This is a genomic window from Candidatus Paceibacterota bacterium (assembly GCA_035530615.1).
Lineage (GTDB): Bacteria > Actinomycetota > Actinomycetes > Nanopelagicales > Nanopelagicaceae > QYPT01.
This window is the reverse complement of record DATKUL010000002.1, coordinates 839,361-853,618: the sequence shown is the minus strand read 5'-3', so window position 1 is coordinate 853,618 and position 14,258 is coordinate 839,361. Positions and strand designations below refer to the sequence as shown.

At 51.2% G+C, this 14,258-nt stretch carries 14 protein-coding genes; 9 read left to right on the top strand and 5 right to left on the bottom strand.

Annotation, left to right across the window (positions count from 1 at the left end; translation table 11 throughout):
• Positions 1-24: 24 nt before the first annotated feature.
• On the top strand, positions 25-1,128 hold the full coding sequence (locus VMW30_07285; GenBank protein HUW88161.1) for a GAF domain-containing protein: 1,104 nt from the start codon (positions 25-27) through the stop codon (positions 1,126-1,128).
• Here VMW30_07285 and VMW30_07280 read toward each other — a convergent pair.
• The 4 genes from VMW30_07280 to VMW30_07265 all read right to left on the bottom strand — a co-directional run bounded on the left by VMW30_07280 (position 1,125) and on the right by VMW30_07265 (position 5,756).
• Positions 1,125-1,766: a response regulator transcription factor gene (locus VMW30_07280; protein ID HUW88160.1), complete on the bottom strand. Its 642-nt coding sequence runs from the start codon at positions 1,764-1,766 to the stop codon at positions 1,125-1,127. The two genes, VMW30_07285 and VMW30_07280, sit on opposite strands and share 4 nt — an antisense overlap.
• An 87-nt stretch (positions 1,767-1,853) precedes the next feature.
• A complete protein-coding gene (gene nrfD / locus VMW30_07275) occupies positions 1,854-3,758 on the bottom strand; it encodes an NrfD/PsrC family molybdoenzyme membrane anchor subunit (protein ID HUW88159.1) in 1,905 nt (634 codons plus the stop codon).
• On the bottom strand, positions 3,755-4,642 hold the full coding sequence (locus VMW30_07270; protein HUW88158.1) for a 4Fe-4S dicluster domain-containing protein: 888 nt from the start codon (positions 4,640-4,642) through the stop codon (positions 3,755-3,757). The genes nrfD and VMW30_07270 overlap by 4 nt, the downstream gene beginning before the upstream one ends.
• Before the next feature lie 103 nt (positions 4,643-4,745).
• Complete coding sequence (locus tag VMW30_07265) at positions 4,746-5,756, bottom strand: hypothetical protein (GenBank protein ID HUW88157.1); 1,011 nt, start codon at positions 5,754-5,756, stop codon at positions 4,746-4,748.
• Positions 5,757-6,001: 245 nt separating this feature from the next.
• Between VMW30_07265 and VMW30_07260 the strand changes: the two genes are divergently transcribed.
• Together VMW30_07260 and VMW30_07255 are read left to right on the top strand one after the other, a co-directional pair.
• Complete coding sequence (locus VMW30_07260) at positions 6,002-6,676, top strand: response regulator transcription factor (protein ID HUW88156.1); 675 nt, start codon at positions 6,002-6,004, stop codon at positions 6,674-6,676.
• The gene (locus VMW30_07255; GenBank protein HUW88155.1) at positions 6,676-7,758 is read left to right on the top strand and encodes a sensor histidine kinase; all 1,083 of its coding nucleotides are present in this window, start codon (positions 6,676-6,678) and stop codon (positions 7,756-7,758) included. The genes VMW30_07260 and VMW30_07255 overlap by 1 nt, the downstream gene beginning before the upstream one ends.
• On the opposite strand, the gene VMW30_07250 is transcribed toward VMW30_07255, so the two are convergent.
• Positions 7,755-8,480 carry an IclR family transcriptional regulator gene (locus VMW30_07250; protein ID HUW88154.1) on the bottom strand — a complete coding sequence of 242 codons (726 nt, stop codon included), beginning with the start codon at positions 8,478-8,480 and terminating at the stop codon, positions 7,755-7,757. The two genes, VMW30_07255 and VMW30_07250, sit on opposite strands and share 4 nt — an antisense overlap.
• A 59-nt stretch (positions 8,481-8,539) precedes the next feature.
• On the opposite strand from VMW30_07250, the gene leuC reads away from it, so the two are divergent.
• From leuC to VMW30_07220, 6 genes are all read left to right on the top strand, one after another.
• Positions 8,540-9,946 carry a 3-isopropylmalate dehydratase large subunit gene (leuC, locus tag VMW30_07245; protein ID HUW88153.1) on the top strand — a complete coding sequence of 469 codons (1,407 nt, stop codon included), beginning with the start codon at positions 8,540-8,542 and terminating at the stop codon, positions 9,944-9,946.
• Positions 9,947-9,961: 15 nt separating this feature from the next.
• Positions 9,962-10,570 carry a 3-isopropylmalate dehydratase small subunit gene (leuD, locus tag VMW30_07240; protein HUW88152.1) on the top strand — a complete coding sequence of 203 codons (609 nt, stop codon included), beginning with the start codon at positions 9,962-9,964 and terminating at the stop codon, positions 10,568-10,570.
• 213 nt (positions 10,571-10,783) lie between these two features.
• Complete coding sequence (locus VMW30_07235) at positions 10,784-11,257, top strand: HU family DNA-binding protein (protein ID HUW88151.1); 474 nt, start codon at positions 10,784-10,786, stop codon at positions 11,255-11,257.
• A 118-nt stretch (positions 11,258-11,375) separates the two neighbouring features.
• The gene (locus VMW30_07230; GenBank protein ID HUW88150.1) at positions 11,376-12,152 is read left to right on the top strand and encodes a lysophospholipid acyltransferase family protein; all 777 of its coding nucleotides are present in this window, start codon (positions 11,376-11,378) and stop codon (positions 12,150-12,152) included.
• Positions 12,149-13,156 (top strand): NAD(P)H-dependent glycerol-3-phosphate dehydrogenase, encoded by a 1,008-nt coding sequence (locus VMW30_07225; protein HUW88149.1) that lies wholly within the window; start codon positions 12,149-12,151, stop codon positions 13,154-13,156. Before VMW30_07230 ends, VMW30_07225 begins: the two co-directional genes overlap by 4 nt.
• Positions 13,153-14,226: a D-alanine--D-alanine ligase family protein gene (locus tag VMW30_07220; protein ID HUW88148.1), complete on the top strand. Its 1,074-nt coding sequence runs from the start codon at positions 13,153-13,155 to the stop codon at positions 14,224-14,226. Before VMW30_07225 ends, VMW30_07220 begins: the two co-directional genes overlap by 4 nt.
• Positions 14,227-14,258 lie beyond the last annotated feature (32 nt).

Here is a 14,258-nt window from a genome sequence, read left to right as displayed (position 1 = left end):
GCCATGATTGGGCAGACTTCCGACATGGGGTCGAACCGATTGGGAGCTCTCTCCGAGGCAGTTATTGATATTGCCAAGGGAGAAGATCTCAAGGCATCACTTCGCCGCTTGGTTGAAAACGCAGTTGCACTCTCGGGTGCAACCTACGGTGCTTTGGGAGCCTTGGGTGCGGATGGAAGCCTGGAAGAGTTCACGTATGTCGGAATGAGCGAAGAGACCGCAGATGAAATCGCTACTTTCCCGGAAGGAAAGGGGTTGCTCGGACATTTGCTCACTCACCCTGTGCCACTGCGAGTAAATCCGATTCGATCCCATCCCGCCTCAAGTGGATTTCCGGTTGGTCACCCCTCGATGATTTCTTTCCTTGGTGTCCCTATCCGAATCCGTGATGAGATTTATGGAAGCCTTTACCTCACAGAGAAGCGCGGGGGAGAGGACTTCACCGAAGAGGATGAGCAGTTGGTCAGTGCTTTAGCGTCAGCTGCTGGAGTAGCCATCGATAATGCACGCGGGCTTGAGGCGCAGCACCGTGTCATAGTTCTGGCCGAGCGCGAACGTATCGCCCGCGACCTGCACGACTTAGTTATTCAACGGCTTTTTGCGACGGGCCTTTCACTGCAGGCCCTCACAAAGGATCCAGAGTGTTCCGAAAAAGACCTCGCACGCCTTCGTGAAGTAATCGATAATTTAGATGCGACGGTCCAGCAGATCCGCAATTCAGTCTTTGCACTTCAAGATCAGAATGGTCCTCACGGACTCCGTTCACGTATTCAGACCGAGATAGATTCACTTCGGATTAGTTCCGCTATGAATTTGACGTGCGAATTCAACGGCCCAATTGATACGGTCATTGATGGTGAACTGGCTGAGAACCTATTTGCTGTTTTACGCGAACTCCTCACTAATGCTATAAAACACTCGAAGGCTCATCTCGTTGAGGTGCAGATCAGCGCTCTCAAGACTAGATGCGAAGTCCGAATCATTGACGACGGCATTGGAATTGCGGATAACGTGCATCGAAGCGGTCTGCTTAATCTGGCCAAACGCGCCGAGGACTTTGATGGAACTTTTGAAATTTACAAACGGCCAAGTGGTGGAACCCGGGCTATTTGGACTGGAAAACTCTAGGGTCTGCCAAGTCCAAGCCGGACAGCGAGTCCAGCTGCTTGCGTGCGACGTTCTAATCCCAATTTTGAGAGTAATGAGGAGACGTAATTCTTTACGGTTTTCTCCGCCAGGAACATGGAGTTTGCAATCTGACGATTGGTAAGTCCTTCTCCGATGAATTCCAGAACCCTACGTTCTTGGTCGGTGAGATCATCGATTCCCCCGGCAGGACTGCTCGCATCGCGTAGACGACTGCGCAGTTTGGTAGTTGTGGAGGTATCAATCAGTGATTCGCCACTTGCCACCCTTCTAATTGCATCGAGCAGATCGAGATTCTTTATATCCTTAATAACAAAGCCGCTGGCACCTCCCAAGACTGCACCAAGCAGGGCTTCGTCATCCGAGAAGGAAGTCAGCATCAGTACACGAACCTGCGGGTAAAGGGATCGAATTTCGCGGCAGAGTTCGATTCCATTTCCATCGGGGAGGCGAACATCAAGAACGGCAACATCGGGCAATTCCTTATTGATCTCTTTAAGTGCACTTGCGACCGTGCCCGCTTGTCCCACAACGATGAGGTCGTCTTCGGCATTAATCAGGTCAATCAGTCCGCGCCGGACGAGTTCGTGATCGTCGACGACAAATACTTTAATCGCCATAAAGTGCCCCCCAAACCTAAGATGCTTAATGCTAGCAAGGAGAGTCGCCGGCATTAAGCATCTTAGGTTTGGGGAAATGCCAGAGCGTTAGCTCGGTGTTTTCTCTCGCATAGTCCGACGTACTCGCACTACTTGGGCGATCACAATAAGGAATGAGAGGAGGACGAGAGTGAAGAGAGCGCCCACCAAAGTACGACCGGCACCGGCCAGAAGTTGTGCCTTTGGCTCTACATACGGTGAGACTGCACCAGTCACATTCACTTGGGTGGTGCCAATTGCAGGTGGTGCCTCTGGGTCAAAGTAATACATGACCGTGATTGTTTTTAAACCATTGACCGCAGCGGTATAGGTCACCTCTGCCGCCCCATTGAAATCCGTGACTGTCCTTCCGATAGGGACCAGATTGGTACCAGGTTTAAACATGGTTGTACTTTCATAGAATTTTAGATCTGCTTCCACGACAGGATCCGCGCCATATTTCACGGTGGCTGTGAGTGCGATGTTCGGTCCCGAAGCAGTTGCTGTAACTGTAATGGTGGGAACAGATGTGTCTGCCGCCGCGGGCGTTGCATTGCCAACACCAATTGTTCCTGCCGCAATCAGGAGCAGGAAGATGCCAACAACCGTGCCAACTCCTCGTCCCGTTGGGGATTTTGTAGTTGTGGGGGCTGGGGAAGTGGAATCTTCTGCTGCAAGCGTGTCGATTTCATCGATTGCAAGGATTGGAACCACTCGAAAGAGCAACATGAGCATTAAAGGTATTGCTGCAACTCCGGCCAAAGTTATCGAAATGGAAACCCACGTGAATTGGTAATACTGCCCAAAGGATCGGGTGAGTTGGTCATAGTGGGATGTTTCCGAGACCATCACTAAGCGTTTGAGCCACATAGCAATCACAATCAATGTTGCCGCGACGACCATACCTGCCGTGTTTCTGGTCTGAGGAAGTGCGACTAAGAGGATGGGCAGGATGGCGCCGGCAAATATAAAAGTCCAGAACGAAATTGCATAATCACCAACGAGAGTGTCATGGACAACTTCAGCGACTCCTCGCTCGCCAACATAGGCCCCGGGAAGAATGTCCGCGAAGGTGAGATACAAATAGGTCGCACCCAATGCAGCCATGAGGAAACCAAGGCGAACAAAATGCCTCTCAGTTATGAATTCCTCGAGGTGATATCCACGCCTGAACCCCGCAGTAATGACAACGACCAGAGCAACGCCTGAATAGAGTGCGGCAATAACAAAATATGGGGCCCAGATGCTCTCGTGCCAGCCGGGACGACTTACTAAAGAGAAGGCCCAAGAAAGCACTGAGTGGACTGATACTGCCAATGGGATTATGAGGATTGCTACGACTCCAATCGCACCGCGCAATACGCGGTGTTGTTTTGGTGACGAAATCCAGCCTTGTGAGCAGATTCGGTAGAGGGCGCGCCTTCCTCGTCCAAGTTCTTCCGGATGTTTGTTCCGCAAAATTGCCATATCGGGGATAAGTGGAAGAAAGAAGAAGACAAAGGAAGCAAACATGTATGTCGTGATTGCAACAAAGTCCCAAAATACTGGCGACCTAAAGTTGGGTTGCAGAATCATGTACATTAATCGATCTGGTCGGCCAAGATGAGGAAATACGAAAGCCGCACCAATGATTACCGTGACAACGGCCATGCCTTCGGCAATGCGAGCAAGAGGTGCCCGCCACGAAGCGCCAGTCAGCAATAGAATCGCTGAAATAACTGCTCCTCCATAACTTACTCCGATGATTGTCACCACGTTGGTGAGGTCGATGGCCCAGAATGAACGGTTAGAAAATCCAGCTACGCCCATACCTTCACGAAGTTGCACGATCCACGCCACAATTCCCAACGCAACCACCGCGCTAAGTAAGCCGATGGCAATCCAGAACTTCATACTGGCCTTCTTAAATGGCCGCAAAGAGGCCTCTTGCGCGCTTGGCTGCATCAATTGATCTGCACTTTCCATTGTTCTCATTTCACACCCGCCATTGGGCCGCCGAGAGGTTGACCCTTTCCGAGGATGTAGTAGGTACGCGGATTGGTGCCCAATTCCTCCCTAAATCGAACTGCATTGTTCTCGCTTAAAAACGTCGAAAGTTTTACGGTTGACACTCCGTTTACCGCAACATCTGTTACGAAGTCCCCGATGTAGTGCACGTGATTGGGGCAGGCTTCAACGCAGGAAGGCAATTCGTTGGAGTAGGGGATGCGATCTGCACATAGGACACACTTGCCCACGGTGCCAATCTGGTTGGCAGGAAATTCCGGAGTGGATGGCGAAGGTGCCGGCATCCGATTTGTATCTGCTGGCTTGTTCCAATTGAAGTACCGAGCCTCATAGGGGCAGGCGGCCATGCAGGCTCTCGAACCAATGCACTTATCTTGGTCGACAAGAGTTATGCCTTCGGCGGTCCGAGTAGTGGCGCTTACTGGACAAACGGCGATACAGGGTGGGTTCTCGCACAACTGACAGGGCACCGGCATGAAGAATTCCTTGCCGACTTCGTCCTGCCATGAGAGTACGCGCATCCATGTCTGCTCAGGGGGAAGACCGTGGCGGGTTTGACATGACGAGACACACTTACGTTCTCCGGTGCAAGCTCTTAAGTCGACAATTCTGCACCATTGATGTTCGGCGCCTTTTGCAACTGTACCTGCAGCATGTGCTTCGTCTTTGAATCCAATCAATCCAAGGGCGCTGCCCATTGACGCAACGCCAACCGCCCCAAGACCTAAGAGCATATTTCTGCGGGACATGTCTTCTGCTTCAGTCGACACAACCCCCGCTGGTGTAAGTCCAAGATCTGGATACGGACGAGTCCGTTTTGATCTGTCGACAACGTTCCTTAGATTTGCCACTTCGCTCAACTCCCTTTTCGCTGTGGAATATGAATTTATTTCCTGCACAAATCGTTAAGTTCTTGAGGGGCAGGTTCGCTGCCCCTCAAGAGGCTTACTGTGACTACTTAACGACGATTGTTGCTTTCATGCTTGCCATCTCAGGTGCTTCATCGCCCAAGGTGTAGGTTCCAGCCTTGGTAGGAATGATGTACAGATTCGAGGCACCGCCAGCTTCGAGATCTGCGGGGCGTGCCTTCCCACCAAAGACGGTGCCTTCGGCGTTAACAATTTTCCAGAATGCGCATGTGTCTAGGAAATCTGGAGTATCGAAAACGTGCAGGATATTTCCGTTGTTGGCGAAGGTGAGAGTGACTGGTTGATTGAGCTTCAATTCGATGACTTTTGGCTTGAAGAAGTGGGCATCACCGTTATCCATCATTTCAACTGTCACCGCAGCTGCGTCTGTACTCCACGTTGCTTTCGCAGCTTCAATCAGACCCGCAGCACCGGCTACTTCTCCGACCGTACTGAGTGGATCAATGACGGGTTTTGGAGTTGTAGGTACATCTCCGGTTACTGAGATTGTGCCAGTCATGCCGGAAACCGCCACGCCATCTGTAAGACCTTCCATTGCAGTGACTCCGGGCATGACGGGAACGACAAAGAGTTCCATCATTTTTCCAGGTAGTACGTAGATATCTTTAAAGAGAGTTACCTTGATTTCAGCGCTTGCGGATTCAACTTTACGGACTGCTGAGGCGCGCATAAAGTCCAGAGCCGAGAAGCCATGTTCGACGGTGTCTGAATTTGAAATTTCAATGACATATGGCATGCCTGCAACAAGTTCAAGGTTGGAAGGTGTGATGACTCCATCGCCAAGGTCAATTGTTACAGTCTCTGCTACGTCCCAATTCGCGGCCTCTTTAAAATCTCCGCTATTGGAAATCCATTGGCCGGCTGGAAGAGCTTCGACTAAGGTGATCGCGGTATCGGTGGGAGTGTCCGACGCGACATCTTCGGTTCCACCTCCGCAGGCGGTAAGCGTGAGGAGTGCTGCAGCGGTTAGCGCTACTGCACTCAAGGTGGCCCGCTTGGAATAGCCATTCCGCCCGCGGCCAATTGTTTTAGACATGATCTCCTCTTTCTAGTTGGTTGATCTATTTGTGGTTTCACACTCTCAAAGTATTGAGGGGCGGGTATCCGCGACACATCGGCAATTCGCTCGCACCTACTCGGCGATAACACCTACTGATTTTGTTAGCGATGGCGCTAATATCTCGGGTGTAGCATCAATTGCTAGGCAAGATCACTGGCTTGGGTCACTGACTCGGAATGTGCTATTTCTAGAAGTGAAGATGGCTAAGGGGAATCGGCTCGATGAGCGATACGCAAGAGGGGACAATGGGCATCCGAGTCCTCGTCGTGGATGACCATCCGATTTTTCGTGCGGGTATTTGCGAGCGACTCAAGACGGTTGATGGTCTGATAACTGTCGTGGGTGAGGGTAGCGATGGCTTTCAAGCATACGAAATGGCAGCAAAATTGCGCCCTCAAGTAATTTTGATGGATATCGCAATGCCCGGAATGACCGGTATCGAGGCCACACAGAAGATTAGTAATGATTTTCCCGAAATCGAGATCATTATTCTCTCGGTCTATGACGACGATCAGTATGTCAATGCAGCCCTGCAAGCGGGGGCTAGCGGCTATCTACTCAAGACCGTAGAAGAGAGTGAATTGAGGGATGCGGTTATTAAAGTCTCTAATGGGGGATCTGCCCTCTCCGCCACGGTTGCCAGGAGTGTACTTTCTCGGATTTCGGAGCCTTCACACTCCGTTAACGGGATGAGTGATCGCGAATTGCAGGTCCTACAGCTTGCTGCAAGAGGCCTGACAAATAAGAACATCGCAAAAGAACTCTTCTTGAGCATTCGGACTGTTGAAGCGCATATGCGCAATGTTTTCGAAAAACTGGGAGTCTCTTCGCGAACTGAAGCAGTCACACACGCTGTGCTGCACCACTTGATCCAGTTAACCGAAAAAGAAAAGTAATGAGTTCATTGAAAACTTCTTCTTTCGTCACAAGGATGAGAAATTGGATTGGGAAGATGGGGATTCCATACAAAGACCATCGATTTTGGATCATTCAAGCCCTTGTCTTAGTAGTAGATGTCAGCCACATACTCCTGGAAAAATCTGCTCTATTGGTCACTGATTCCGAGTTATATATTCTCTCCGTCTCGCCATTCCTTGTTCCGGTTGTTTATGCTGCACTTAATTTTGGACGCAGGGGCGCGGGACCAACTTTCGCCTGGGCGCTGCTTTTGTGGATCCCCGAGATAATTTCACATCAATCCACTACTCGCCTAGGCATTGTGATCCAGTTCGGAATTATTGGCGTAATCGCCATGATCGTGGCTAATCGCGTGGAGCGAGAAAATCTCGCGGCAGGGCAAGCCCAAGAAGCAAATGTGAGACTTCTAAAAGCAAAAGAGAATCTAGAAATCTATATTGGTCTGGCAACGGAGGCTCAAGAGAGAGAGCGAAAGCGTTTATCACGTGAACTCCACGACGACACCTTGCAGTCGCTAGCGACCGCAATAACTGAAATTGGAATGGTCACTTCAAGCGAGAATCTCGTCGGTGCAGAGAATCGGTTGCTCCGGGTACAAGAGATTCTCAGTAGCACGATGTCGAGCGTGCGGCGCTTCTGTAGGGATCTACGCCCCTCATTGCTAGATGACCTTGGCCTCATCGACGCTATCGAATGGTTGGTGGCGGATCTGCAAAGTCGCTCTGGTGTAGTTGTCGACCTTCGTGTGCATGGCCCTCGCCAAAGACTAGATGAGCGTCTCGAGCTTCCTATTTTCAGAGTCGTGCAAGAGGCGCTGCATAATGTTGAACATCACGCGAGAGCCACTCAAGTGAACGTGGAGATTAATTTTGGTAGTGGCAATCTGGTGGTTTCTATTGCTGACAATGGACAAGGAATGTCATCACTTGGTCCCCCAACGGAGACTGGGTTGGGTTTACGCGGCATGGACGAGCGAACGAAATTGTTGAAAGGGTCGCTGATTATCGAAAGTAAACCAGGCCGAGGTGCAAAAATTACTTTGGTGGTGCCGATGCCTTAAGGCTTATTTGAATTTTCTAAATGTTCGGAAAGTCTTGCCGCAGTAGCCGCAACAACTGCTGCATGCAGACGACCGGGTTGTCTTCCCAGGCGTTCAATCGGACCGCTGATACTGACAGCCGCAATAACTTTTCCATTTGGACCGCGCACCGGTGCAGAAACGGAAGCCACTCCAGCTTCGCGTTCTCCCATGCTCTGTGCCCACCCGCGACGGCGAACCGCTGCCAATTGTGCAGCGGTAAATCGTGCATTTGTAAGTCCACGGTGGATGCGATCCGAATCCTCCCATGCAAGTAGCACCTGCGCAGCAGAGCCCGCTTGCATTGTTAAAGCGGCTCCAATTGGAACTGAGTCGCGCAGACCAGATACGCGTTCGGCGACTGCAACGCAGATCCGCAGGTCACCTTGGCGTCGGTACAACTGGGCACTTTCTCCAGTTGCGTCACGAAGCGAGGTAAGGGCAGGCGCGGCCGCAGCGAGGAGGCGATCTTCCCCGGCAGCGGCGGCAAGTTCGCCAGAGCGGGGACCGAGCACAAAACGACCACTTAAGTCGCGCGTGACAAGGCGATGAAATTCAAGTGCAACTGCTAGGCGATGTGCCGTCGGACGCGCGATTCCGGTTGCTGCTACAAGTTCTGCCAGGGAATGGGGTCCCGATTCCAAGGTCGTAAGAATTGCTACGGCTTTATCTAATACACCAACTCCGCTATTCTTTCTGTCCACGATGCAATATTAACATCTCAATGTGTGAGATGCAAAATTGGTGGGGTAGGAGAGATCAAATGGCGAGCGACATAGCCGGGAAGACATTGGCGGAGAAAATCTGGCAGGAGCACCTAGTTCGTAGCGTAGAAGGTGAACCGGATCTCCTTTACATAGATCTCCACCTGATTCATGAGGTAACGAGCGCACAGGCATTTGACGGTCTCCGACTGGCAGGCAGGAAAGTACGCCGCCCGGACCTCACGATTGCAACCGAGGATCACAACACTCCGACCCAGAATATTGATCGCCCGATTGCCGACCCAGTCTCCAAACTTCAAGTAGATACGCTTCGAAAAAACTGTGCCGACTTTGGAGTGCGAATTCACTCTCTGGGGGATATTGATCAGGGAATTGTTCACGTCGTTGGACCACAACTAGGACTGACTCAACCAGGTATGACAATTGTCTGTGGCGACTCACATACCTCCACCCATGGAGCTTTCGGAGCGCTGGCCTTTGGTATTGGAACTAGCGAGGTCGAACATGTTCTGGCTACCCAAACATTGCCACTCGTTCGTCCAGAAACCATGGCCATCAATGTCGAAGGTGAATTACCGCCGGGTGTTGCCGCCAAAGACATTATCTTGGCGCTCATCGCTCAGATTGGAACCGGCGGCGGACAGGGCTATGTCATCGAATACCGGGGAAGTGCCATTCGTGCGCTTTCCATGGAAGGCCGCATGACGGTGTGCAATATGTCGATCGAAGCCGGCGCTCGTGCGGGTCTAATTGCACCGGATGAGAAAACTTTTGCCTACATCCAGGGAAAACCACATGCACCGCAGAATTGGGATGAGGCCCTTGCCTACTGGGGCACTCTTTTCACTGATGCGGATGCGAAATTTGATGTCGAAATCACCATCAATGCCAATGAATTGGCGCCATTCGTCACGTGGGGAACCAACCCCGCCCAAGGTGCACCACTCACCAGCGTTGTTCCAGATCCTGCATTGATAACTGATGCTGAGGAGAGAGGCGCAGCCGAGCGTGCCCTTGTCTACATGGATCTCAAAGCAGGCACACCACTTAAAAACATCTCCATTGACACGGTTTTCCTAGGTTCATGCACCAACGGACGCATAGAGGACCTGCGAAATGCAGCGGCAATTTTGGATGGCAAAAAGATAGCTTCGACCCTGCGAATGTTGGTCGTTCCTGGCTCGGCGCGAGTCCGCCTGCAGGCCGAAGCAGAAGGACTGGATCAAATATTTATTAATGCTGGTGCAGAGTGGCGCAACGCAGGCTGCTCGATGTGTCTGGGCATGAATCCTGATCAACTTGCTCCGGGGGAGCGCTCTGCATCCACCAGCAATCGCAATTTTGAAGGCCGCCAAGGTAAGGGCGGTCGGACTCACTTGGTGAGCCCGCAGGTAGCTGCAGCAACTGCGCTACGTGGAACTCTTTCATCACCGGCAGATCTGTAGGAAGGCGCGAGAATCATGGATAAATTCGTCACTCACATCGGTACGGGCGTTCCGCTACGCCGAAGTAATGTAGATACAGATCAGATCATTCCTGCGGTTTACCTCAAGCGCATCACCCGTTCGGGATATGAAGATGGCTTATTTGCCGCGTGGCGCAAGGATCCAGAGTTCGTTCTCAATAAGGAAGCCTTCAAAAATGGCTCAATTTTGGTTGCTGGTGCCGATTTTGGAACCGGATCTTCGCGCGAACATGCCGTCTGGGCGCTCCAGAATTACGGCATTAAAGTTGTCATCTCACCCCGCTTTGCCGACATCTTCAAAGGTAACAGCGCAAAAGGTGGACTTCTCACGATTATTCTTCCGCAAGAGCAGGTGGAAGCACTCTGGGATGCAATTGAAGCGCAACCTGCGCTGCCAATCGAAGTGAACCTTGAAAAACGGACCGTCTCCTACAAATCTGCCAGTTCATCCTTTGTCATCCCATTCGCGATAGATGACTACACCCGCTGGCGTTTGATGGAAGGTTTGGACGATATTGGGCTCACATTGAAGCAGACTGACTCGATCGATATCTTCGAAAAGACCCGTCCAGCATTCAAGCCCGCGACTCAGCCAGCTCGCTAGAAAGTCTCTACCATTTATTGAGACATTTCTGGACTCTTTGAGGTGAAAAAAGCAGTGAATATCAACATATTTTGCTCTCAAAGAGTGCAACTCATAGAAATAAATAAGTGCGACACGCGTCTTTAATGGTGGACTCATTTTGAAATAGTGCGTAAATTTCCAACTATGTTAAGCAATTGCTTAACATTTACGCGTAAATATAAGGGGAATTTGATGAATAAGGCCCAATTCATTGCCTCGTTGACCCCACACTTCAACGACAGCAAGAAGGAAGCAGCACACGCTGTTGATATCGTTTTTGACGCGATCACTCGCAACTTGGCAAAAGGCGAAGACGTAATGATCAACGACTTCGGCAAGTTCAAGAAGGTTGACCGCAAGGCACGTAAGGGTCGTAACCCATTTACCGGTGAGACCATTCAGATCAAGGCAAGCAAGAAGCCACGCTTCTTGCCGGCAAAGGGTCTGAAAGAAGTTATTTCGGGTGCTCGCAAACTTGAGCCAGCTCCAAAGCCAGTTCCAAAAGTTGTGGCAAAGCCAGTTGTGAAGGCTGCCCCAAAGAAGGCCGCTAAGAAAGTTGCTCCTAAGAAAGCAGCCAAGAAGGTCGCTAAGAAAGCAGCCCCAAAGAAGGTCGCTAAGAAAGTTGCTCCTAAGAAAGCAGCAAAGAAAGTTGCAAAAAAGAAGTAACTTCTCATTTCTGATTTGAGGATATTGAGGGCGGGACTGACCATTTGGTCGGTCCCGTTCTTTTTTCAGGTCATTTTGTTCTGAAGGTAAAGTGATGGGCAACCAGTACTCTTACGGGGTGCACGCACTCACATACCCATCTCCAGTTGGCTATCCACTAGGCACCAACCGTGCCTTTAAAATTTGTACACGCATTGGTATTCCGATCCTGAGTGCTTTTACAAAAAGGGATTGGCAGGGCCAGGAAAATATTCCCCAGACAGGTCCAGCCATCGTCATTAGCAATCACATGTCCTATGCCGACGTTCTATTCCTCGCGCAATTTCTCTACGTCAATGGCAGGGCGCCACGGTTCATTGGTAAAAGATCAGTCTTTAATCTCCCAGTCATTGGTCGGATTCTTCACGCCGCCGGACAGATCCCTGTAGATAGAGAGACTGCGCAAGCGGGCAGAGCTCTCGACAGCGCCATTGCCGCAATCCGAGCGGGCCATTTGATCGGAATTTATCCGGAGGGAACCCTGACTAGAGATGAGAATCTTTGGCCAATGGTTGCAAAGACCGGTGCTGCTCGGCTGGCCATTCTCACGCAGGCGCCAGTCATACCCGTGGCAGCATGGGGTCCGCAGAAAGTGTTGCCCCGTTATAGCAAGCGAGTGCATTTCTGGCCCCGAACGAAAGTAACCATGCATGCTGGAAAAGCACTTGACCTCTCACCCTGGTATGGCAAAGCCGAAGATCAGAATGCACTCATTGAAGCAACGGCATTCATCATGAGAGCCCTCGCGACAATGTTGGAGGAGATTCGCGGGGAGAGTGCACCGCAGATTCCCTTGGATTCACGTGCGGCAGGGTTACCCCGAACCGGCAACTTTAAGAAGGCAAAGAAGGCATGAGTCAGATAACTGTTATAGGCGCCGGATCATGGGGAACCACACTGGCACAGGTACTTGCGGATGCGGGCAATAATGTTCTGCTCTGGGGGCGCAACCCGGCCGTTGTTCAGGAGATCAACCAATTCCACACCAACACTGGCTATTTGCCCGGCATTATCTTGCCGGCGCTGCTGCGTGCCACCCACAATATCAACGAGGCCTTTGCCCACTCGAAGACCTATGTTCTGGCCATCCCAGCCCAGAGTTTGCGCCCTTGCTTGGAGGAGTGGCGTAGCGCAATTGGCTCCGATGCCACAATCATCAGCACTCTCAAAGGAATTGAAGTATCGACCCATATGCGCATGACTGAAGTTATTGCAGAAGTTTTAGATATTAAACCTTCAAGTATTGCGATCATTACGGGCCCAAACCTTTCGAGCGAACTTGTGCTGCGTCAGCCCGCCGGAGCTGTTGCGGCTGCCTCCACGACGGAATTGGCCCACCACATTCAAAATCTTTTCTCTACTCCTTACTACCGCGTTTACACATCCGTGGACGTCATTGGCTGCGAGCTGGCAGGTGCGGTGAAAAGCGTCATTGCACTAGGTGTTGGAATGGCAGTCGGTTTGGAGTTGGGCGAGAACACCCAGGCTATGTTGATCACGCGCGGACTCAATGAGGTTGCCCGACTTGGCGCGGCGCATGGCGCCGATCCACTCAGTGCCGCGGGACTTGCCGGCATGGGCGATCTCGTTGCCTCCTGCTCATCGCCGCTCTCACGCAATCGAGCATTTGGTGAAGCGTTGGGTCGCGGCGGGACAATGGCATACGCGATTGCTCATGAGCCACGAACAGTCGAGGGCGTAGCCTCTGCAGGTGCAGTCGTCGAATTGGCTCACCGGGTGGGAGTGGAGGTTCCAGTGATTGAAGCAGTGGCAGATGTCGTTGCTGGTGTTATTTCACCGGCGCAGGCTCTCGAGCGATTGATGGAGATCAGCATACATTCAGAGAATTTTATTCAATGAACAAAATAGTCGTCGGAATTCTATGTGGGGGCCGCAGCAGCGAACACGAAATATCTTGCATCTCGACTGGAGGAATTCTCGCTGCGCTAGACCGCGAACGATATGAGCCAGTTGTCATCGGAATTACTCGAACCGCAGGACGCTGGGTTCTGATCCCTGCCGAGTATCCACTGGCAATCGTGGATGGAGTACTGCCAACAGTTCCGGAAGACGGGGTAAAGGTAAATACAGATATTTCTGGTTTCTCGGCGAACGGAAAACCACTTCATCTAGATTTGATTTTCCCCATGTTGCACGGGCCTTACGGAGAAGACGGAACGATTCAAGGGTTCTGCGAAATTGCGAATATTCCATACGTCGGAAGCGGTGTCCTTGCATCGGCGGCAGGAATGGATAAGTCTTTCGCAAAAATAGTCTTTAGCGCGCACGGAATGAAGGTTGCGGAAGGAACGGTGATTACCACCGAACAATGGAGAGACAATCGTGTCGCTTGTGAAACTTTGCTCACTGGGTTTAGTTATCCACTTTTTGTAAAGCCCGCGCGCGGTGGTTCGAGTCGTGGCACTACTAAAGTTAAATCTGTTGCTGCACTCTCCGCCGCGATCGACGAAGCACATAAATATGACCGCAAAGCCATGATTGAGGAGATGGTGCCAGGTATCGAGGTTGAGTGCGCGGTCCTGGAAATTGATGGCGAAGTGAAGACATCACTGCCGGGTGAAATCATTATCGATAAGAGATTTGAGTTCTACGATTTCCAAGCCAAGTATTTAGATGATGGAACAAGCGCTCAGGTCCCGGCCAATATTCCTGCAGAAGCAATTCAGGAAATACAACGCCTGGCGGCCCTGGCTTTCACATCACTTGGTTGCTCTGGTCTTGCGCGGGTGGATTTCTTTTATCGCCCCGATGGACAAGTCGTGATAAATGAATTGAACACGATGCCGGGGTTTACACCGACTTCGGTTTTCCCAACTCTCTGGGCCGAAAGAGGCGTGACCTATTCACAAATAATTCACGAACTGATTAAGGGTGCGCTTACGCGCAAAAACGGGGTACTAGGTAATTAACTGGTAACTGCAGATGTAATTAGGGACGATCC

Excerpts from the sequence above, each read along its gene's own strand:
- VMW30_07220 (HUW88148.1), top strand. The coding sequence starts at position 13,153 with ATGAACAAAATAGTCGTCGGAATTCTATGTGGGGGCCGCAGCAGCGAA.
- nrfD (HUW88159.1), bottom strand. The coding sequence starts at position 3,758 with ATGAGAACAATGGAAAGTGCAGATCAATTGATGCAGCCAAGCGCGCAA.
- VMW30_07235 (HUW88151.1), top strand. The coding sequence starts at position 10,784 with ATGAATAAGGCCCAATTCATTGCCTCGTTGACCCCACACTTCAACGAC.
- VMW30_07280 (HUW88160.1), bottom strand. The coding sequence starts at position 1,766 with ATGGCGATTAAAGTATTTGTCGTCGACGATCACGAACTCGTCCGGCGC.
- VMW30_07285 (HUW88161.1), top strand. The coding sequence starts at position 25 with ATGGGGTCGAACCGATTGGGAGCTCTCTCCGAGGCAGTTATTGATATT.
- leuD (HUW88152.1), top strand. The coding sequence starts at position 9,962 with ATGGATAAATTCGTCACTCACATCGGTACGGGCGTTCCGCTACGCCGA.
- VMW30_07225 (HUW88149.1), top strand. The coding sequence starts at position 12,149 with ATGAGTCAGATAACTGTTATAGGCGCCGGATCATGGGGAACCACACTG.
- VMW30_07260 (HUW88156.1), top strand. The coding sequence starts at position 6,002 with ATGAGCGATACGCAAGAGGGGACAATGGGCATCCGAGTCCTCGTCGTG.
- VMW30_07255 (HUW88155.1), top strand. The coding sequence starts at position 6,676 with ATGAGTTCATTGAAAACTTCTTCTTTCGTCACAAGGATGAGAAATTGG.
- leuC (HUW88153.1), top strand. The coding sequence starts at position 8,540 with ATGGCGAGCGACATAGCCGGGAAGACATTGGCGGAGAAAATCTGGCAG.
- VMW30_07265 (HUW88157.1), bottom strand. The coding sequence starts at position 5,756 with ATGTCTAAAACAATTGGCCGCGGGCGGAATGGCTATTCCAAGCGGGCC.